This is a genomic window from Caballeronia sp. LZ003 (assembly GCF_031451465.1).
Taxonomy (GTDB): Bacteria; Pseudomonadota; Gammaproteobacteria; order Burkholderiales; family Burkholderiaceae; genus Caballeronia.
In genome coordinates, this window is sequence record NZ_JARUXJ010000001.1 from 113,808 (window position 1) to 133,093 (window position 19,286).

17 protein-coding genes and 1 riboswitch are annotated in these 19,286 nt (G+C 61.3%); of the genes, 4 read left to right on the top strand and 13 right to left on the bottom strand.

The window, feature by feature from the left end:
- Positions 1-138: 138 nt before the first annotated feature.
- From QCE79_RS00535 to QCE79_RS00565, 7 genes are all read right to left on the bottom strand, one after another.
- Positions 139-1,383 carry a dienelactone hydrolase family protein gene (locus QCE79_RS00535; RefSeq protein WP_250491673.1) on the bottom strand — a complete coding sequence of 415 codons (1,245 nt, stop codon included), beginning with the start codon at positions 1,381-1,383 and terminating at the stop codon, positions 139-141.
- 326 nt (positions 1,384-1,709) lie between these two features.
- Positions 1,710-2,132 carry a YchJ family protein gene (locus QCE79_RS00540; RefSeq protein WP_309841124.1) on the bottom strand — a complete coding sequence of 141 codons (423 nt, stop codon included), beginning with the start codon at positions 2,130-2,132 and terminating at the stop codon, positions 1,710-1,712.
- Entirely contained in the window at positions 2,129-2,737 is a 609-nt protein-coding gene (locus tag QCE79_RS00545) for a glutathione S-transferase family protein (RefSeq protein WP_250491675.1), read from the bottom strand. The genes QCE79_RS00540 and QCE79_RS00545 overlap by 4 nt, the downstream gene beginning before the upstream one ends.
- A gap of 47 nt (positions 2,738-2,784) precedes the next feature.
- Positions 2,785-3,978, bottom strand: a complete 1,194-nt coding sequence (locus QCE79_RS00550; protein WP_309841125.1) for an acetyl-CoA C-acetyltransferase — start codon at positions 3,976-3,978, stop codon at positions 2,785-2,787.
- Complete coding sequence (gene can / locus QCE79_RS00555; protein ID WP_250462664.1) at positions 3,971-4,747, bottom strand: carbonate dehydratase; 777 nt, start codon at positions 4,745-4,747, stop codon at positions 3,971-3,973. Before can ends, QCE79_RS00550 begins: the two co-directional genes overlap by 8 nt.
- 42 nt (positions 4,748-4,789) lie before the next feature.
- Positions 4,790-6,589, bottom strand: coding sequence for a bifunctional isocitrate dehydrogenase kinase/phosphatase (gene aceK, locus QCE79_RS00560; RefSeq protein WP_309841126.1), 1,800 nt, complete (start codon positions 6,587-6,589; stop codon positions 4,790-4,792).
- Between the two features lie 24 nt (positions 6,590-6,613).
- Positions 6,614-7,036 (bottom strand): MerR family DNA-binding transcriptional regulator, encoded by a 423-nt coding sequence (locus tag QCE79_RS00565; RefSeq protein WP_244826793.1) that lies wholly within the window; start codon positions 7,034-7,036, stop codon positions 6,614-6,616.
- Positions 7,037-7,159: 123 nt separating this feature from the next.
- On the opposite strand from QCE79_RS00565, the gene QCE79_RS00570 reads away from it, so the two are divergent.
- A complete protein-coding gene (locus tag QCE79_RS00570) occupies positions 7,160-8,233 on the top strand; it encodes an MBL fold metallo-hydrolase (protein ID WP_250525295.1) in 1,074 nt (357 codons plus the stop codon).
- Between the two features lie 6 nt (positions 8,234-8,239).
- Here the strand turns inward: QCE79_RS00570 and QCE79_RS00575 are convergent, their stop codons facing one another.
- Complete coding sequence (locus QCE79_RS00575; protein WP_309841127.1) at positions 8,240-9,835, bottom strand: ABC transporter substrate-binding protein; 1,596 nt, start codon at positions 9,833-9,835, stop codon at positions 8,240-8,242.
- Between the two features lie 199 nt (positions 9,836-10,034).
- Positions 10,035-10,202: riboswitch (yybP-ykoY riboswitch) on the top strand.
- Positions 10,203-10,319: 117 nt separating this feature from the next.
- On the opposite strand from QCE79_RS00575, the gene QCE79_RS00580 reads away from it, so the two are divergent.
- Positions 10,320-11,330 carry a sodium:calcium antiporter gene (locus QCE79_RS00580; RefSeq protein ID WP_244826796.1) on the top strand — a complete coding sequence of 337 codons (1,011 nt, stop codon included), beginning with the start codon at positions 10,320-10,322 and terminating at the stop codon, positions 11,328-11,330.
- Between the two features lie 126 nt (positions 11,331-11,456).
- On the opposite strand, the gene QCE79_RS00585 is transcribed toward QCE79_RS00580, so the two are convergent.
- From QCE79_RS00585 to QCE79_RS00600, 4 genes are all read right to left on the bottom strand, one after another.
- Positions 11,457-11,756 carry a flagellar protein FliT gene (locus tag QCE79_RS00585; RefSeq protein ID WP_244826797.1) on the bottom strand — a complete coding sequence of 100 codons (300 nt, stop codon included), beginning with the start codon at positions 11,754-11,756 and terminating at the stop codon, positions 11,457-11,459.
- A 9-nt stretch (positions 11,757-11,765) separates the two neighbouring features.
- Complete coding sequence (gene fliD, locus QCE79_RS00590; RefSeq protein WP_244826798.1) at positions 11,766-13,307, bottom strand: flagellar filament capping protein FliD; 1,542 nt, start codon at positions 13,305-13,307, stop codon at positions 11,766-11,768.
- Positions 13,308-13,486: 179 nt separating this feature from the next.
- Entirely contained in the window at positions 13,487-14,623 is a 1,137-nt protein-coding gene (locus tag QCE79_RS00595; protein ID WP_250508479.1) for a flagellin, read from the bottom strand.
- A 275-nt stretch (positions 14,624-14,898) separates the two neighbouring features.
- Complete coding sequence (locus tag QCE79_RS00600; RefSeq protein ID WP_244826800.1) at positions 14,899-17,139, bottom strand: glycosyltransferase family 41 protein; 2,241 nt, start codon at positions 17,137-17,139, stop codon at positions 14,899-14,901.
- 187 nt (positions 17,140-17,326) lie between these two features.
- Here QCE79_RS00600 and QCE79_RS00605 point away from each other — a divergent pair, with 187 nt between their 5' ends.
- Positions 17,327-18,277, top strand: a complete 951-nt coding sequence (locus QCE79_RS00605; RefSeq protein WP_250508480.1) for an aldo/keto reductase — start codon at positions 17,327-17,329, stop codon at positions 18,275-18,277.
- Between the two features lie 322 nt (positions 18,278-18,599).
- Positions 18,600-18,812, top strand: coding sequence for a 30S ribosomal protein S21 (gene rpsU / locus QCE79_RS00610; RefSeq protein ID WP_244826802.1), 213 nt, complete (start codon positions 18,600-18,602; stop codon positions 18,810-18,812).
- A 100-nt stretch (positions 18,813-18,912) separates the two neighbouring features.
- Here the strand turns inward: rpsU and QCE79_RS00615 are convergent, their stop codons facing one another.
- Complete coding sequence (locus tag QCE79_RS00615) at positions 18,913-19,272, bottom strand: hypothetical protein (RefSeq protein ID WP_250462691.1); 360 nt, start codon at positions 19,270-19,272, stop codon at positions 18,913-18,915.
- Positions 19,273-19,286 lie beyond the last annotated feature (14 nt).

Genomic DNA, 19,286 nt, shown 5'->3' on the forward strand with positions numbered 1-19,286 from the left:
ATCGCCTGCGCACGCTTCCACGAAGTGGTGAAAAGCACGATCGCGGCTAACTTCGCCGAACGGACCGCCAACACGGGCGAAAGACGCAAAACGCCGGCGCAAGGCCGGCGTTCGAAAAATTTGGAGGGAAGAAGCGTATCAGCGCGATGCCGTCTGCGTTTGCTCGCCCGCTTCGTTCCACACGACGGCGTTATCCACCGCGTAGAGCTTGCAGGGATCGGCGCTCTGCTTCTGGCAACTGGCGAGCGCGACGGACATCGGGTCGTCGCCGCCTTCAGCCCACGACCACGCGCCCGAGTTCGACACGGCGAACGCGCGGCTCGAATATTGGCTCAGGAAGTTGCGATAGCCGTTGCGGCCGCTTTCATCGATGAAGGGCACCGACTGCACGGCATCGAGGTTCGCAAAGTCGGTGGCCTTCGGCGAATGCGGCTCGGCGACCTGATATTGCACCGTGGTCGGCATGCCGACTTGCGCGAGGAACGCCTTCACGCGCGGCCACCAGACCTGCACGCCGTCGCGGTCGCCGACGAGCCGATGCGCGTCGTTCTTGTAGGTGCCGAAGTCGGTCATCTGCGCGCGTGCGCCGTGCGACACGAATGCGGCATACATCTGCGTGGACAAGTCGCCTTGCCACACCGAATCGTTGTCACCGTAGAGCCACAGCGAAGGCAAACGAACGTTCTCGCCATAAGCGCCGAAGGCATCGACGAGATTCTTTTGCCAGCCGGTGCATTCGTCCTGACGCAGACCGCCCGAGAAATTGATGAGACCGCGCACGCCCGGCGCCGCGACCGCTTCGCGCGCACCGTAGGCCATGGTCGTCAAGCCGCCGTGCGAAGTGCCGCCCACGACGATATGCGTCTTGTCGACATAAGGCTGCTGGCTCATGTACGCGACCGCTGCGGCGACGTCTTCCGCCTGCGCGAAGCCGTTGGCTTCGACATCGCAACCATGGCCAGCGTAGTCGCCGCCCGATCCCGCGAAGCCGCGACGATTCGGCACGACCACGACATAGCCATGACGCACGAACTCGCGTGCGAGCGCGACCGGCCGATTACGCGGTTGGGCGTGCGAGTCGCCGGGGAGCTTGCCGTGGTTGAAGACGATCATCGGGAAAGGACCCGCGCCGTCCGGTTTGAAAACGGTCGTTTCGAGCGAGATGTCGGCTTCGGGAATTTGAACGATGCTTTCGTTCAGACCATTGCCGACGACTGGAAGGTGAGCGTCGAGCGCGTCGGGTATCTGGCCGAAGACGGGGGCTGAAAGCCCTTCGGAGGGGCGAACGCCGCCGATCGGTTCGGCTTTCACGACAGTCGTGATGAACGATGTCGCAAGTGAGCACACCATGCTGCATCCGACCAACCAGGTTCTGATCGCCATCCCTTAACTCCGCCTCGCTCCGATTAAGGCTTGATTGGCTTGGCCCCAAATGCACGATTGAAGTCACAAACCTATCTCGCTGCTCATGATGAGCAGTATCGAATGCGGGTTCCGGGAGCCATGCCCAGAAAAGGCATGACAATTGGCTTCAATACGGGGCTTCGCTGCGAACATCGGGGCGCGGCAATGACTGCGCCCTGACGTGAAGAGAGATTAACTGTTCAAAATTGCACTGCACAATAAGCGTAACCCCGTAACCATTTAATTTGAAAGGAGAAATCAAGGAAATTAATACTGAATCGGATTTATATGTTTTAAAGAGACATTTACTTTTCTTTTACGTCACCGTCGATATAGACCCAGTGGCCGGCGTTGTCGCGGCAAAAGCGGCTGGCTTCGTGCAAGCGATGCGCTCGCCCTTCGACCTTGTAGCGCGCGACGAATTCGACTTCCTCGTGTTGTGTATCGATCACAGCGTGACGTTTGATTTGCAAACCGAGCCAGCGTGTGTGCGCGTCGTTCGAGACATCGAGATCGGGCGGGCGGGTTTTGTCGTCCCAGGTCGCGCGCAGGTAGGTCGTATTGCCGAGGACGTAAGCGGTATAGCGCGAACGCATGAGTTCCATGGCGTTCGCCGGAAAGGCGCCGGCTTCGATAAAGCGCCCGCAGCACGCTTCATAACGCGGCGCGCGGGCGTTCGGACGTTGATCGGGCGATGCTCCGCCGCAAGGACATTCCACCGGCTTCATTGATCCACGCTCGGCATGTCGATGCGCCCCGGCTGGTTCTTCACGCGCGCAAGCCACGCGCGAATGGCCGGATAGCTAGCGAGATCGAGACCGGCTTCATCCGCGACATGCGTGTAAGCGTAAAGCGCGATATCGGCCACCGTGTAGCGCTCGGCGGCGAAGAACGTGCGCGTGGCGAGATGCTGCTCCATCACGTCGAGCGCGCGGTACGAACCAGCGATCTTGTCGGGCAGCCGCGGATCGTCGTGCTTCTTCAGGAACTGCTTGATGAAGCGCGCCACCGCGACATATGGCTCGTGACTGTATTGCTCGAAGAACATCCATTGCAGCACGCGCGCGCGTTCGAGCCGGTCGGCGGGCAGGAGCGGCGTGCCATCGGCGAGATAGCAGAGAATGGCGTTCGATTCGGTGAGCGCCGTTTGTTCGTCGATGACGAGCACCGGAACCTTGCCATTCGGATTGAGCTTCAGGAACGACTCGGTGCGCGTGGCGCCGTTCATCATGTCCACTTCGTGCCAGACGTAGGGCAGATTCAGTTGTTCGAGCGCGAGCCGCACCTTGTAGCAGTTTCCCGATGACGAAACGCCATGTACCTGATAAGTCACGTGCAATCTTCCCTTGTTATGGATGGTCGTGGCACGGCGCCAACTCTTTAGACCAGTTCGATACCCATGGCCGTCGCTTCGCCGCCGCCGATACACAAGCTCGCAACGCCGCGCTTGAGCCCACGAGCCTTCAGCGCCGCAAGCAAGGTCACGAGAATGCGCGCGCCGGACGCGCCGATAGGATGTCCGAGCGCACACGCGCCGCCGTTCACGTTGACCTTGTCGTGCGGCAAATCGTGCTCGCGCATCGCGGCCATGGCGACTACGGCGAAGGCCTCGTTGATTTCGTAGAGATCGATATCGCCGGAACGCCAGCCGTTCTTCTCGAACAGCTTGCGAATGGCGCCAACCGGCGCGGTCGTGAACAACGCGGGCTGCTGCGCGAACGTGCTGTGACCCACGACTCGCGCGAGCGGCGTCACGCCCAACCGCTTGGCGGTGGATTCGAGCATCATCACGAGCGCGGCGGCGCCGTCGGAAATGGACGACGAATTAGCGGCCGTCACCGTGCCGTCCTTGGCAAACGCGGGCTTGAGCGACGGAATCTTCTCGATGTTCGCCTTGAACGGCTGTTCGTCGCGCGCGATGACCGTATCGCCCTTTCTGCCTTGTACCGTGACAGGCGCGATTTCCCAGGCGAAGGAACCGTCGTCGTTGGCGCGCTGAGCGCGTCGCAACGACTCGACGGCAAACGCATCTTGCGATTCGCGCGAAAACTCATACGACGACGCGCATTGCTCCGCGAACGCGCCCATGAGACGCCCCTTGTCGTAAGCGTCTTCGAGGCCGTCGAGGAACATGTGGTCGAGCACCTGACCGTGACCCATGCGCATGCCGCCGCGCGCCTTCGGCAACAGATACGGCGCATTCGTCATGCTTTCCATGCCGCCCGCGACGATCACATCGGCCGAGCCTGCCAGCAGCATGTCGTGCGCGAACATGGCCGCGCGCATGCCGGAGCCGCACATCTTGTTGATGGTCGTGCTGCCGGTCGAAAGCGGCAAGCCCGCGCCGAGCGCCGCTTGCCGTGCAGGCGCTTGACCTTGGCCCGCAGGCAGCACGCAGCCCATGATCGCTTCGTCGATCCGCGCGGGTTCGAGACCCGCGCGTTCGCATGCCGCGCGAATCGCGACCGCGCCGAGCTGCGGCGCGGTCATCGCGGCGAAATCGCCCTGAAATGCGGCCATCGGCGTGCGTGCCGCCGATACGATGACCACGGAATTCTTCGATGTCTCACTCATGTTTCAGCTCCTTGATGACGCCTTGAATGACGGCGGGAACGTCGCCGAGCCGCGCCGCATCCGACGCGATCACATCGTTCGCCGCAGCATGCGCGCCGCCGCGCGTCAACGCGGCGAGGCATGCCTGATAGGTTGAATCTACCTGGTCTTGCGCGCTGATCATCATGCCCATGTTGCGCAAGCGGCCATCGTGCACGCCATAGGTCCAGCCGTGCACGGTGAGGTCCTGACCGCGCGCCCACGCGTCGTTGACGATGGTCGTGCGGCACACGTTGAGCGTCTGCTCGATGGTATTGAGTTCGACCAGACGCCGGTGCCGCGCTTCTCCAACCGGCCATTCATCGAGCAGCGCCGCGTGTTTTTCGCGCACGTCCTCGACGTGCCGCAACCAGTTGTCCGCGAGACCCACGCGTTGGCCGACGAGCGCCGCACCCACGCCCGAGCAGCCGTAGTGGCCGACGACCATGATGTGCTTCACCTTCAGCAAGTCCACCGCGAACTGAATGACGGACAGCGCATTGAGGTCCGAGTGAACGACCACGTTCGCGATGTTTCTATGCACGAACACTTCGCCGGGCGGCAAGCCGATGATCTGGTTCGCCGGCACGCGCGAGTCGGAGCAGCCGATCCACAGATACTCCGGCGCCTGCTGGTGCGCGAGGCGCGTGAAGAACTCCGCGTCGTCGGATAGCTTGCGTTCGACCCACGCCTGATTGTTGTCGAAGAGATGGGCGAGGGGATGGAAGGCTTGGTCGTTTTGCTCAGTCATGGTGATGGTCGTGTTTCGGGTACTTGCGCGCTCGATGATGTATCAAGCGGCGCGTATCGATGCCGTTGCCTTGTCGAAACGCTCCGGATAGCGGATGCAGAATCGCAGGGCCCGGTCGTAGGGGAAAAAATCGGCGAGTTCGCCTCGTTGTAGCTGCTCCTTGTGACGCTGCCACAGCGCGGGATCGAAAAAATCCGCGTGATGACGCATGAATGCTTCGCGCACGCGCGGATCGCCGAGCAGGAACGTGCCGTACGTCTCCGGAAAGATGTCGTGCGGCCCGACGGTATACCACGGTTCCCCGGACAGCTCGTCTTCCTCGTAGCGCGGCGGCGGCACGCTACGCACGTTGCAATCGGTCAGATACTCGATTTCATCGTAATCGTAAAACACGACACGCCCGTGGCGCGTCACGCCGAAATTCTTGTACAGCATGTCGCCGGGAAAGATGTTCGCCTGAATCAACTGCTTGATTGCGTCGCCATATTCGCGGATGCCGTGATCGACGTCCGCGTCGCTGCCGCCTTGCAGAAAGAGATTGAGCGGCACCATGCGCCGTTCGATATACACGTGCTTGATGACGAGCTTGTCGCCTTCGTATTCGATCATCGAAGGCGCTTCTTTTTCAAGTTCGCGGATCAACGCATCGTCGAGGCGCGCAAGCGGCAGCGCGACGCTCGAATATTCGAGCGTGTCGGCCATGCGGCCCACGCGGTCGTGACGCTTGACGAGTTGATACTTGCCCTGAATCTTCTCGCGCGTGGTTTCCTTCGGCGGCGGAAACGCGTCCTTGATGAGCTTGAACACGTAAGGAAACGAAGGCAGCGTGAACACGATCATCACGAGCCCCTTGATCCCGGGCGCCACGATGAAGCGATCGCTCGAATGTTTCAGATGATGCAGCAGGTCGCGATAGAACAGATTCTTGCCCTGCTTCTGCAAGCCCACCGAGGTATAGATTTCGGCCTTCGGCTTGCCCGGCATAATGCTGCGCAAGAACTGCACATACGCGGACGGCACTTCCATGTCGACGAGAAAGTACGAATGCGAGAAGCTGAAGATGACGAGCAGTTGCTCCCGGTTCAAAAGCACGGTGTCGAGCGCCAGCAAGTGCGGCTGCGTGTGACGGATGGCAACCACGAACGGAAGTAAGGCATCGCCATTGACGATGCGCCCGACGACATACGCCGCCTTGTTGCGAAAGAACAGCGACGAGAGCACGTGAATCTGAAAGTTCGGCGCGGGCGTGAGTTGGCCAAAGGCCTCTTCGATTGCATCCACCACGCAATGCACGTCGCGCGGCAAATCCTCGAACGAAGGCTCCAGCTGAAAGTTCGTGACGATGCGTTCGAGCGTGGCTTGCAGCCCGTCTTTCTCGGGGTAATACGCGCGATACGTCGGCTTGGCGGCGGGCTCGTCGTTCTCGATGTATTCCGTCGAAATGGCGGGCCGCACGAAGATGAAATCGTTGTTGAAATACGAGCGATGCAGGATCTTGCAGCACACCGAGTTGAAGAACGTCTCCGCGCATTCCGGCTGCCGATGCGTCGTCAACAAGCCGATGAAGTGCAGCTTGATCTGCTGCCAGATTTCATCGTCGATGGTCTCGGCGTCGTACTCGTCTTCCAGCGACGTCACGCATTCCGCGACGCGATCGTCATAAGACGCGATGCGGTCGCGTGCGCGTTGCGCGAGCGCTTGCCAGTTGCCTTCCTCGAACAGATGCTTCGCCTCGACTGCCGCTTCGCGAAAGACGCGGTAATGGCGATCGAAGCCGTCGAGTATCGTCTGCGCGACATCGAAGCCTATTTGCGACGAGAGCAGCTTGGGGAAGTGATTCATGTCGGCTGGGCGTCTCGTTGGCCATCATGCGGCTTTGGCTCTGCGGGCGCGCTTTTCGACGCCAGCGGCGAGGAGCGCGCGGCCTTGCTTCTCGTATGTTTCGAGTTCGGCGAGTGTCGTGGTGAGATCGACGAGTTGCCGCTCGAGCACTTCGCGATGCGCCGCGATGGTATCGACAAAAGCCTGCAACTGCCGCGTGCCGCCCGTGGGCGAGTCGTACAAGTCCAGCAGCGTGCGAATCTCCGACAACGTAAAGCCGAGCCGCTTGCCGCGTAGCGTGAGTTTCAGGCGCGTGCGATCGCGTGACGAATACACACGCCGCAGGCCGTTCGCGCCTTCGCGCTCGGGCGCGAGTAGACCGTGGTCTTCGTAGAAGCGAATGGCGCGCGACGTGATGTCGAACTCGCGCGCCAGTTCGCTGATGGTGTAGTGAATGGCTTGAGTCATTGCCGGCGCCGGAGCACGTGATCACACATGCGACGTTAGAATGAGGTTTACGTTATCGTCAACCTGGCGAAATTGCAACGTGGCTTGAACCCGCATTCATGCACACTTCAGAGGCGCAAAAGAATGAACGCACTCGAACATCAACTCGATTATGTTTTTGCCGACGAATTGCCCGAAGCGGGGCGCGTGAAGGAAGTCGCGCCTGGCCTTTACTGGCTGCGCATGCCTTTGCCGTTCGCACTCGATCACATCAATCTGTGGCTATTGCGCGATGAGATCGATGGCGTGCAGGGTTGGACCATCATCGATTGCGGCATCTCGAACGAAAATATTCGCGCGAACTGGGAAAGCGTGTTCGACAGCGCGCTCGACGGCTTGCCTGTGCTGCGCGTGATCGTCACGCATTGCCATCCGGATCATCTCGGTCTTGCCGACTGGATCTGCAAGGGTGGCGACAAGGCACGCTGGAACGTGCGTCTCTGGATTGCGCTCGGCGAGTATGCAATGGGCCGCGTGATGGCCGCGGGCGATGGCTCGAACGCGGGCGGCGAGCGCGCGGCGAAGCACTTCGCGGCGCATGGTCTAACGGACGAGGCATCGCTCGATGCATTGAGAAAGCGCGACAGCTATTACCCGACGCTCGTGCCTTCCATCCCCGCCGAGTTCCGCCGTATCCGCGATGGCGACCGCATCGCGATTGGCGGACGCGAATGGCAAATCATTTCGGGCTACGGTCATTCGCCCGAACATAGTGCGCTGTATTGCGCGGCGGACAAGCTGCTCATTTCCGGCGATATGGTTTTGCCACGCATCTCGACGAACGTGTCCGTGTTCGCTATCGAGCCAGAAGGCAATCCGCTTGCGCTATATCTCGAATCGTTGGGACGCTACGAACACATGCCCGCCGATGTGCTCGCCTTGCCTTCGCATGGCAAGCCGTTTCGCGGCGTGCTCACGCGTATCGGTCAGTTGCGGGACCATCATCGCGCGCGGCTTGCGGAAGTGGTCGAGGCGTGCACGCAGCGTCCGTGCAGCGCGGGAGATATCGTGCCGATCATGTTCAAGCGCAAGCTCGATATCCATCAGATGACCTTCGCACTTGGCGAAGCGCTCGCGCATCTGAACTTGTTGTGGCTGGATGGCACGCTTACGCGCGAGACGGGCGAAGACGGGGTGATCCGGTACTCGCCCGCTTAGAACCCCTCACTGCACCGTCACAGCCCCGAAGTTCTGCCGCCCGAACGGACTCACGTTATAGCCGCTGACGTTCGCACGCGTGATTGCCGCCGCAGTCGGATAAACGAGCGGAATCCACAGCGCCTGATCGTGGATGATCTTTTGCGCGTCCACATAAGCCTTCGTGCGTTTCGCGACGTCGGAGGTGACCTTGCCATCCGCGATGAGCTTATCGAGTTGCGGGTCGCAGAAGCGCGCGAAGTTGATGCCCGACTTCACCGCATTGCAACTGAAAAGCGGCGAGAGGTAGTTGTCCGGATCGCCGTTATCGCCGGCCCAGCCCATGAAGAGCATGTCGTGCTTGCCCTGCTTGGCTTCCTTGATGAGTTCGCCCCACTCGATGATTTTCACCTGCGCCTTCACGCCGATCTTCGCCAGATCCGCCTGCAGCAGTTCGGCGCCAGCTTTCGGATTCGGGTTCAGCACACTGCCGTTCGGACGCACCCAGATGGTCGTTTCGAAGCCATTGGGCAAGCCTGCATCCGCGAGCAGTTTCTTCGCGGCATCGGGCGAATACTTGTACGCCGCGATGTTCTTATCATAGCTCCACGTGTTCGGCGGATACGGGTTCACCGCGGGCGTTCCCGTGTTTTCGAACACCGTCTTCGTATAGGTGGTGCGGTCGAACGCCATGTTCAACGCCTGCCGCACCTTCGGGTTATCGAGCGGCTTCTTCTGCGTGTTCAGCGCGACGAACGCGGTCATGAATGCGGGCGTCTCGCTAACCTTCAGCGACTTGTCCTTCTTCGCGTCGAGCACGTCCTGCGGCTTCGGCGACAACGCGATCTGACATTCGCCCGCCTTGATCTTCTGCGCGCGCACGGCGGCGTCCGGCGTGATGGCATAAATCAGGCGATCGACTTTAGGCTTCGGCCCCCAGTAGCTCTGATTCACGTCATAACGGATCACCGCGTCTTTCGTATAACTCTTGAGCACGAACGGACCGGTGCCGACAGGCTTGCTGTTCAGATCGACTTGCTGGTTCGCTTTCAGCAGCTTGTCCGCATATTCCGCCGAATAGATCGATGCGAAGCCCATCGTGAGGATCGGCACGAAGGTCGCGTTCTGCTCGTTGAGTTCGAACTTCACCGTTCTGTCATCGACCTTGGTCACGGCCTTGATGAGCTTCACGAGACCCATCGATTGCGCATGCGGAAAGCCGCTCGCGCCCGCGATCTTGTGCCAGGGGTTGCTGTCCGACAACATGCGCTCGAAGGTGAAGACGACATCGTCGGCATTGAGCGGACGCGTCGGCTTGAAGTAGTCGGTGGTCTGGAACTGCACGTTCGGACGCAGATGGAACGTGTAGGTGAGACCGTCGCTGCTGAGCTCCCACTTCTCGGCGAGCGCGGGCGCGACTTTCTTCGCGGCCTCGTCGTATGACACGAGCGTGTTGAAGATGACATCCGCCGACGCGTTGGTCGTGACGAGCGAATTGAACTGCACGACATCGAAGCCGTCCGGGCTCGATTCAGTACAGATGGTGAGCGGCTTGGCCATTGCGATAAGCGGCGCGGCGGCGAACGTCGCCGCGATGGCGGCAGCGAAAAGTGTGTTGCGCATGAGATCTCCCGTGACCCGGCTGGTCACATTACGATTGTTCTTGTGGCTGGTTTTACCCTGTGCGCGTGTGGCGAGCAAGTAGCGCATCCGCGCGGCTAGGTTAGCGAAGCGCTCGCCGCTCGACAACGAATCGTTGCGCATACGCTTATGCCTCGAACGCGCCGTGCGGGTTGCCGAACCGGGCGGCTCAGGCTACACTGCCCCGGTCTTTGGGGAGTAGCCTTCCTTCCATCAGCGAAGGAGAACGCGTCAACATCCTCGGCCTTGCTGCCGTGGCGCGTTCGACCGGTCGGTGCTGTCGCATCCGGCGGTTTGGCGAGACCATCGATGCGCTTTGTCGTTCTTGGTCGGACGGCGCATGGCGCATCGTGGTTCGCTGAACGTCCGACCGTGGAATCATCGTGTCCCCACAACTACAAAAATCCCTGTCTCGCTGCGCGCTCATTCGCGCATGCGCGTTGCATCGTTTCCCGCGAGGTGCCGCATGACGATGCTCTTCGTCGAACTCGCGTTGATGCTCGCGGTCATTCTCATCGCATCGGAACTCTTCACCAATGCGCTCGAACATCTCGGCGAACGGCTCGGCATATCGGAGGGCGTGACTGGATCGCTGTTCGCGGCGGTCGGCACGGCGCTGCCGGAAACGACCGTGCCGATCATCGCGCTGCTGGGCGGCACGGCGAGCCGTTCGGTTAACGAAGAAATCGGTGTTGGCGCCATTCTCGGCGCGCCACTCATGCTCGCGACGCTTTCCACTTTCCTGATGACGCTCGCGGTCATCAAATCGCGTGGCTTGCGCGGCCGGATCATGCCCGAGCGCAGCGGCTTCACGCGCGACCTGAACTTCTTTCTCGTCGCGTTCCTGATTGCGGCCGGCGCCATGTTCGTGCCGCATCATGCGTGGCAGGTGCGGGCGATGTTCGCGGTCGGCCTCGTCGGCTTATACGTGATTTACGTGATCACCACGTTCAAGGCATCGGCGAGTCTCGTCGAAAGCGGACACGGCACGGAAGCGCCCGAGCGTCTCTTCATCACGCGCGTGGGTTTGCCGAACGGTATCGGGTCGATCATGCTGCAGTTCCTGATCGGCATCGTGCTGCTCGTCGGCGGGGCGAAGGGCTTCATCCACGGTGTGGAAGGCGTGTCGGCGGCGCTTGGCATATCGCCGCTCTTGCTCTCGCTCATCATCATTCCGATTGCGACCGAACTGCCGGAAAAAGTGAACAGCATTCTTTGGGCGCGACGCGGAAAAGATACGCTAGCGTTCGGCAACATCACAGGCGCGATGGTATTTCAGGGCACCTTGCTGCCGGGCATCGGCATCATGCTGACGCCGTGGGAGCCGCGCGTGGAAGTGCTGACCGGCGTGCTGATCACGCTCGCGGCGGCGGCATGGCTGCGCTTCAACGCGCGCGGCAATGGCGTGGTGTTGTGGGCATTGCTTGGCAATGGCATCTTGTACGCGGCTTATCTGACCTTAACCCTCGGCCGCTGAAGCCTTCGAGCGACGCAAATAAAAAATGCCCGCGCGAGGCGGGCATCAAGAGCGAAGCGCCGCGTCATGTCTGACGCGTTCTTCTCGTTGTTCTTATTAAGGTTATCGGCGCGTGCCGGAAAAACTTTAGAAGCGCGCGGCTTGTTGATATCGTCCGGCGGCTTTCGCCTGATCCATCGACTTGCGGTACGCCGTCGACAGCATGGCTTGCGCGGCGTTCGCACGGCCCATCGTTGCTTCGATGCTCGCCTGAATCCGGCGAATGGTCGCGAGCGATTCAGCCGGCTGATTCGCTTCCACAGCCATCAGGAGCGGCGTGCGCGCCTCTGTGAGTTCGGCCGCGCGCGCCCAGTTTTCTTCGTTGACCGCTGCTTCGATCGCCTCGGTCAGTGCCCAGGCGTGTTGAATCATTTCTTGCTGGTTCATGTTCGATCCTTACGACTTGTTGCTTGCCAGCGCGCCCGCGCTGTTGGTGCCGCCGAAGAGCGCGGTCAGGTAGCTGCCCTGCGTCGCCATCTGCGACATCAGCGTATTGAGCGCGGTGAACTGATCGTTGTAGGTCGTGGTCAATTGCGCCGTGTAGGAAGCGAGCGCGGTCTGCTGGTCCGTGATGCTCGAAAGATCGGCGGTGAGCGCGGTCGTGCGCGTATCGACAATACCGCCTGTCGCGAGAAATCCGGTCAGGCTGTTGTTCAGTTGCGCGGCTACGCCCGTGCTCGAATTGAAGAGCGATGCCACCGCGCCCGAGTTGCTCGACAATGCCGCGGTCAACGCGTCTTCGTCGGTTTTGAGCGTGCCGTCCGGTTGCAGCGTAATGCCGATCGATGCGAGGTTCACCTGGCTCGTGCCGGAACCCACGCCCTTGGCAATCGTGCTGGAAAGGGCGTTGCGAATGGTGTTCATCATCGAGTCGCCGAGCAGCGCGCCGCCTTGCGAACCGGCTGCCTGGGTCGAGTCGAACGAAGTCAGCGACGCGGCCGTCGTGATGAAGTTGTTGTACGCGGTGACGAAACCATCGATGGCCGTCTTCTGCGTGGCCGTGTCCTGCGCGATGGTCAAGGTCTGCGTCGTGCCGACCGCATCCGACGTGAGATTCAGCGTCACGCCGGACAGCGCCGTCGTGACCGCATTGGTCGAGCTGCTGGCAGGCGTGCCCGCGATGGTGAAGTTGGCGTCCATGCCGGCCGTCGTCTGCGTCCAGTTCGACGAGCTGATGGCCGTCTGTGCCGGAACCGCATTGCCGTTCGAATCTGTCGTGGCGGCGCTCAACGTCGATGCCACGTTGAGTTTGGACAAACCGTTGTCGTCGGGCGTCGTGCCGTCGGACTGCATGTTCGGCGTGACCGCCACGGTAATGCCGTTGGCCTGGCCCGTCGACGCCGAGCGCAGCACGAGGTGCGCGCCATCGGTGCCGTTGACGACCGCCGCCGTGATGCCGGGGTTACCGCTTGCCTTGTTGATCGCGGACGCAATGCCCGCGAGCGTGTTGTTCGAAGAGTCGATGCTGATCGACATGTCCTTGCCGCCCACCGACAGCTTCATCGTGCCCGTGCCGAGTTGCGCGGTGCTGGTGAACGCGGTGGAGGTAAGCGATTGCGAGGTGGCGATATTGCTGACCGCGACCGAATAAGTGCCCGCGACCGCGCCGGTGCTGGCCGTGCCGGTCAGACCCTTGCCGCTGCCGGTCGCCGTGAAGGCGCCGAGCGTCGTGCCGTCCGCGAGCGAACTCACCGAGCTTTGCAAAAGCGACAGCACGGACTTGAGCGTGCCGACCGCGGTGAGCTGGGTGTTGTCCTTGGTTTGCTTGGCTGTCAGCGCATCCGTCTGTCCGGCGACCTTCGCGTTGACGATGGCGGTGACGAGCGAGTTCACATCCATCGTGGAGTTGGTCGAGCCACTGATGATCGACTGCGCGGCCTGCTGGACGGCGCTGGTCGGATCGACCGTGGATGCCGAAGTGGTTGCTACCGTGGACATGTATGGCTCCGTTTCTGGCTTCTTGCCGTGAGCGGTTGAAGATGCGTTTTACTGCGCCGTCAGCAGGCGATTCGTCATGAAGGCGCCTCTGGCGGAAATGCAAATCGGGAGGCAAGCCTCCCTGGGTACGTCGCCGGCGCGCCGTGATCGAGACGCGCCGGTTACTGCGTCGGCGATGCTTAGCCGAGGAGCTTCAGAACCTGCTGGGGCATCGAGTTCGCTTGCGCCAGAACCGAGATACCAGCTTGTTGCAGAACCTGAGCCTTCGAGAGGTTCGCGGTTTCTTGCGCGAAGTTCGCGTCGGTGATCTGCGACTGAGCGGACGACAGGTTGGTCGACTGCGCGGTCTGGGTAGCGGCAACCGAGCTGAAGCGGTTCTGCACGGCGCCCAACTGAGCTTGCAGCGAGTTCACTGCATCCAGTGCGTTGTCGACTGCCTCGATTGCGGACGATGCGCCGTTCGCCTTGCTGATGTCGATTTGCGACACTTGCGGCGGCGTGTTGTTCGCGGTCAGCGCGCCGACTTCGGACGTTTGAGCTGCGGTTGCCGAAGGAACGTTGGTGCTGTTCAGGCTGATGCTCGTGCTGCCTGCGGACAGACCCGTGAACACGTTCGACGAGGCGAACGAGCTGCCGAGCGCCTTGTTGTCCTGGTCGGTGAACGTGTAGCCGCCGGAGCCGTCAGCGATGACGTTGACCGACGTGATCGTTGCCGAGCTGGCAGCTGCGGATGCACCCGTGTTGCCCAGGCTCAGACCGTCGACCGTGCCGATGACCGTGCCCTTCTGCGGGTTGCTGCCGCCGAGCGACAGAGCCGAGACGTTTGCTGCCGAGCCGAGGTCGATCGTGATCGACTGGCCGACGTTCGCGCCAACCTGGAACGTCTTGCTGCCGGCGGTGCCGTCGAGCAGGTTCGTGCCGTTGAACGTGGTTTGCGACGAGATACGGTTGATTTCGCTGATACGCTGCGTCACTTCTTGTTGCAGCGAGGTCTTGTCAGCCGTCGACAGCGAGCCGCTCGATGCTTGCACGGCCAACTGACGGATACGCTGAAGGTTATCCGTGATCTGCGACAGACCGCTCGAAGCCGTCTGAACCATCGACACGCCGTCGTTCGCGTTCGAAACGCCTTGGTTCAGGCCGTTGATCTGCGAGGTCATGCGCGAAGCGATTGCGAGGCCAGCTGCGTCGTCTGCTGCGCTGTTGATGCGCTTGCCCGACGAAAGACGCGTGATTGCCGACGACAGTGCGCTTTGCGTGCCGTTCAGGTTTTGCTGAGCGACCAGCGAGTTGATGTTGCTATTGATACCGATCATTTTGTTTCTCCGATGAGGCCTGGCGCATTTATCTGAGTTGATAACGCCATCGTTTGGCGGAAGCGTCCGTCGTTTGTTTGTTTGGCCGCTTGTTTAGGTTTTCGGCCCGTGCTAGGCAAACTTTAGTGCTCGTTTCGATTTGCCTGATAAATACCTGGAAATCCGTGCTAAAGCTTGCCCAGCGGGGCTCTGCTGCCGATGCTCGCGGTTTTTGAATGCCCCGTCTGAGAGCTTTAACGGCAGACGGAGCGACTTCTTTCGTTAAAAAATTCGCTTCAGACGTCGAACGTGGCCGCAGCCTTGCCGGCGCACCAGCGCTGCCACATCTGGCGCATGCTGGCGGAGAGCGCGCGGGCCACCGTGTCGGGCTGGAAGCCCGGCGATTGCAGGCAGCGCTCGCGCATGCCGGCGCGGATCTGCGCGAGTTCTTCGACCCGGCCCGCCCATTCGATGCCCTTCGCGACGAAGTCCGCGCGGTCGCGAGCCACGAAGTCACCGAGGCCCGTGTTGGAAAGCACCGACGTGCTGCCTCGGCTCGCGATCAGTTCGCCGGGCAAGGTGAGCGTGGGCACGCCCATCCACAGCGCCTGCATGGTGGTGACGCCGCCCGCGTAAGGGAACGTGTCGAGCGCGATATCGGCGTCGAGGTGATGCGCGAGATAGCGCACGAGCGACGAGCGCTGACGAAACTCGAGCCGGCTCACATCGATTCCTTCCTTCTCGAACCAATCGATCAGAATCGTGTGGCTGTTGTCGCGCGGCACGCCTGCGATCAACATGCGCGCATCCGGCACCGCGCGCAGCAGTTCCGACCACAGCGCGATGGTGCGCGGACGCAGTTTGTTGAAGCGGTTGAAGCTGCCGAAAGTGATGTGGCCGTTGGTGAGCGCGGGCAACGCGTTGAGCGCCGGCGCATGTTCCGAGGGCTTGAAAGGCGCATACGCCGGCAGATAAGCCAGCTTTTCGACGAACTGACCGTCGATCTGTTCTTCAGGCACATAGTGGCGATCGCCGATGTAGTAATCCATCGCGGTCATGCCGGTCGTGCCGAGATAGCCCATCCACGTCGCCTGGATCGGCGCGGGTTTGCGCGCGAAAGTCAGCAGGCGGTTATAGGCCGTGTGCCCCGAAAGATCGATCAGCACGTCGATGCCGTCCGCGCGAATCTTGTCGGCGAGCGCGGCATCGCTATAACCCGAGACGTCGTGCCAGCGCGGCACGATATCGCGCAGCGTGCGCGTGACCTCGTCGGTCACCGAGCGGTTGTAGTACGCGTGCACCGTGACGCTGGGATCGTTTACGAGATAGCGGAACACCGGCTCGATGAAGACAGCCACCGGATGCTGGTTGTAGTCGCCCGAGACGAAGCCCACGCGAATGCAGCGGTTCGGGTCCGGCTGGTTCCGATGCTTCTTCCACGTCGATTGCAGCGGCTTCGCGCATTGCTCGGCGAAGTACAGATGCTGCTCGAAGTACGCCTTCCGGTCGATTTCTTCCTTGTGCGACAAGCAGAACAACAGGTTCTCGTGCGCGCTGTCGCAAGTTGGATCGAGTTCGATCGCGCGACGCGAATGCTTCTCCGCGTCGTCGAACCGCGTCTGGTCCATCAGCACCACGCCGAGCGTTTCGTGCGCTTTCGCCGACAACGGCGCGAGTTCCACGGCGCGACGGCAAGCAGCTTGCGCGTCGTCGAGGCGCATCAGCGAGCGCAGCGTCACGCCGAGAATGCGGTGCGCTTCCGGATAGTTCGGGTCCTGCTCGATCATGCGCCGGCATTCGGCTTCCGCTTCGAAGAACTTGTCGAAAAGGCGCAGGGAGTCGGCCAGGATTCGGCGAACGTCGATTCCATCCGGCTTCAATTGCAAATAACGGCGTAGCGAGGGAATGGCCGACTGCAGGTCCATCAGGCGAACCTGGGCCACGCCCATGACTTCCCATCCCAGCAGAAAAGTGGGGAAGCGCTGCGTCAGGGTCTTCGCGAGCGCCACGGCTTCTTCGAGTCGCCCGCCATTGAAGTGCGCATGCAACTGCTGTACTTCCTGCGGCGTCGGCGTCGTGCGGCCGTTTGGCGCCGTGATGCCTTCGCGCGACTTTGTCGCATCGCGCAGTTCGGCGGCCAGTTTCTCGATTGCCGGCCCGCTCATGCCTTGCGCGACTGCGACTTCGAACACGATATTCGCCGCCGCGACCTGACCGCTGCGCGTCAGCACGTCGATATACGTAGCCCAATAGATATGCTGCGTCGGGTCCGTGCCGATCGCGGTTTCGAAGAACGGCACGGCTGCCTCGTATTGACCGCGCTGCGCCATCAGCATGCCGAGGTTGAAGTTGGCGTCGGCGTGTTGCGGCCGCGCGTCCAGAACGAGGAGATAGAGCTTCTCGGCCTCGTGCAGGTTGAGCGTCTGATGCTGCAGGATCGCGGCTTGCAGCACATCGGCGAGATCGGCCTCGAACTGCTGGTCGGCGTTCGTCGCGACGTGTGCGGGCGTTTGGTCCAGTGCTTCGAAGGTGTTCATGGTCTCGGCATTTCGGTAGCGTTGCACGGATTATCGAGCCGTCCACCTTGAGCCGAAGGGCGGAACTGGCGGGGAAAAACCGCTCAGTTCGGCGCTTTTGCGCGAGGCACCGAAAAGCGCTCCGAGCGCACTGGCGCGTTCCCGCGTATCCTTTTCGATCCGTACCCATCAAGCATCCGGAGCACACATGCAGACACGCACCATCGGCAAATCGGATCTCAAAGTCGCGCCGCTTTCTTTCGGCGGCAACGTGTTCGGCTGGACCGCGGACGAGCGCACGTCGTTCTCCATCCTCGACGCGTTCGTTGATCACGGCCTCAATTTCGTCGATACCGCCGACGTTTACTCCGCGTGGATCGACGGGCACCAGGGCGGCGAGTCGGAGACGATCATCGGCAAGTGGTTCAAGGAAAGCGGCAAGCGCGACAAGATCGTGCTGGCGACCAAGGTCGGCATGCTGAGCACGCGCTCGGGGCTTTCGGCGGCGAATATCGCGGCGGCGGTGGACGACTCGCTGCGGCGCCTGAAGACCGATTACATCGACGTGTACTACTCGCATCGCGACGACGAAAACACGCCGCTCGAAGAAACGCTCGGCGCTTATCAGAAGCTCATCGCCGCAGGCAAGGTGCGCGTGATCGGCGCGTCGAACTATTCGGGCGCGCGGGTGGAAGAGGCGCTGAAGATCTCGAAGGAGTCGGGACTGCCCGCATACGAAATCCTTCAGCCGGAATACAACCTTTACGATCGCGAAGCCTACGAGACGGATCTCGAACCGGTCGTCGAGGCCAACAAGCTCGCCGTGGCGACGTACTTCAGTCTTGCAAGCGGCTTTCTGTCGGGTAAGTACCGCTCGAAGGAAGACACGCAGGAAAAGGCGCGCGGCTCGCGTGTGGAGAAGTATCTTAACGACCGCGGTTTAAAAATTGTCGATGCGCTTGTCGAAGTCGCCAAACGCAATGACACGGCGCCCGCGACGGTCGCGCTTGCGTGGATCATCGCGCGCCCGAGCGTGACCGCGCCTATCGCCAGCGCGACGTCCGTGCAGCAACTGGAAAGCCTTGCGGAAGCCACGCGCCTGCAACTCACGCCGGAAGATGTCAAAGCGCTCGACGAAGCCAGCGCCTGGCAAAAATAATTCCGCTGCATCAAAGGCTTGCAGTGAACCGAGGTGTTGGCACGGGCGCGAGGTTCTGGTAACATCGCGCCCGAATCGAGAAATGTGTCCGATTTTTGCCTTTGCCGTCGAGCGTGAAAATGCTCAATGTGCAGCAGACGGCTCCAAATGCGCGTTCACGTCTTTCCAGCGAGCGCGCAACTGAATCTCAACTCTCTCTCTTTTCCGGCCTCCGTGGCCGCTTTGCTCGTGTCCGCCGTGTTGGGTGGACGATCGGAGTGCCGGCGCGCGGCGGGTTTGTCCGTCGTGCAGTTAGAAATACGTTTAGCGAAACAGGATTTACATGACCACCATTACCCTTAAAGAAAACGAGCCGTTTGATGTCGCGATTCGGCGTTTCCGTCGCACGATCGAAAAGAATGGCCTGATCGCGGAACTCCGCGAGCGCCAGTCGTACGAAAAGCCGACCACCGCGCGCAAGCGCAAGAAGGCAGCAGCCGTTTCGCGTCTGCGCAAGCGCCTGCGCAGCCAGATGCTGCCGAAGAAGATGCACTAAGCGTCTTCGCCTCGGGCCGGGTGCGAATCTGGTTCGGCAAAGGCAAACGGCGGTGCGACCCCTAAGGGCGCACCGCCGTTTTGCTTTCTACCGCCGGTCTTTAGACGAACGCGTGACGCTTGCCGAGTACCGCGAGCCGATGTGGCCATTCCTCGACGCTCGAGTCGTCGTGAATCTGCTCCAGCTCCATCAATAGATCGATCACGTTCGGATCGTACGCATTCACATTCGACGCATACAGCGCGCGCAATAGCTTGCCGTCGTGCGCGTGCCGGTAGTACGAAATTCCCACGCCTTCGAGCGCCGGGTCGTAATGCTCGTCGCGCACCAGCGAACCGATTGCGCATTTGCGCCCGTTCGCGCTGCGCAGGCGGCAGGAACCGTTGTCATCTTCCGATACCGCGCCTTGCTCCAGCAAATGCCGGCTGACGCGTTGGTAGATGTCCTTTGGACTCAACATCGTGATTGGGCTCA

Excerpts from the sequence above, each read along its gene's own strand:
- QCE79_RS00540 (WP_309841124.1), bottom strand. The coding sequence starts at position 2,132 with ATGAAGCCGGTGGAATGTCCTTGCGGCGGAGCATCGCCCGATCAACGT.
- rpsU (WP_244826802.1), top strand. The coding sequence starts at position 18,600 with ATGACCACCATTACCCTTAAAGAAAACGAGCCGTTTGATGTCGCGATT.
- QCE79_RS00595 (WP_250508479.1), bottom strand. The coding sequence starts at position 14,623 with ATGATCGGTATCAATAGCAACATCAACTCGCTGGTCGCTCAGCAAAAC.
- QCE79_RS00570 (WP_250525295.1), top strand. The coding sequence starts at position 7,160 with ATGAACGCACTCGAACATCAACTCGATTATGTTTTTGCCGACGAATTG.
- QCE79_RS00535 (WP_250491673.1), bottom strand. The coding sequence starts at position 1,383 with ATGGCGATCAGAACCTGGTTGGTCGGATGCAGCATGGTGTGCTCACTT.
- fliD (WP_244826798.1), bottom strand. The coding sequence starts at position 13,307 with ATGTCCACGGTAGCAACCACTTCGGCATCCACGGTCGATCCGACCAGC.
- aceK (WP_309841126.1), bottom strand. The coding sequence starts at position 6,589 with ATGAATCACTTCCCCAAGCTGCTCTCGTCGCAAATAGGCTTCGATGTC.
- QCE79_RS00580 (WP_244826796.1), top strand. The coding sequence starts at position 10,320 with ATGACGATGCTCTTCGTCGAACTCGCGTTGATGCTCGCGGTCATTCTC.
- QCE79_RS00550 (WP_309841125.1), bottom strand. The coding sequence starts at position 3,978 with ATGAGTGAGACATCGAAGAATTCCGTGGTCATCGTATCGGCGGCACGC.
- QCE79_RS00605 (WP_250508480.1), top strand. The coding sequence starts at position 17,327 with ATGCAGACACGCACCATCGGCAAATCGGATCTCAAAGTCGCGCCGCTT.
- QCE79_RS00565 (WP_244826793.1), bottom strand. The coding sequence starts at position 7,036 with ATGACTCAAGCCATTCACTACACCATCAGCGAACTGGCGCGCGAGTTC.
- QCE79_RS00600 (WP_244826800.1), bottom strand. The coding sequence starts at position 17,139 with ATGAACACCTTCGAAGCACTGGACCAAACGCCCGCACACGTCGCGACG.
- can (WP_250462664.1), bottom strand. The coding sequence starts at position 4,747 with ATGACTGAGCAAAACGACCAAGCCTTCCATCCCCTCGCCCATCTCTTC.
- QCE79_RS00615 (WP_250462691.1), bottom strand. The coding sequence starts at position 19,272 with ATGTTGAGTCCAAAGGACATCTACCAACGCGTCAGCCGGCATTTGCTG.
- QCE79_RS00585 (WP_244826797.1), bottom strand. The coding sequence starts at position 11,756 with ATGAACCAGCAAGAAATGATTCAACACGCCTGGGCACTGACCGAGGCG.
- QCE79_RS00575 (WP_309841127.1), bottom strand. The coding sequence starts at position 9,835 with ATGCGCAACACACTTTTCGCTGCCGCCATCGCGGCGACGTTCGCCGCC.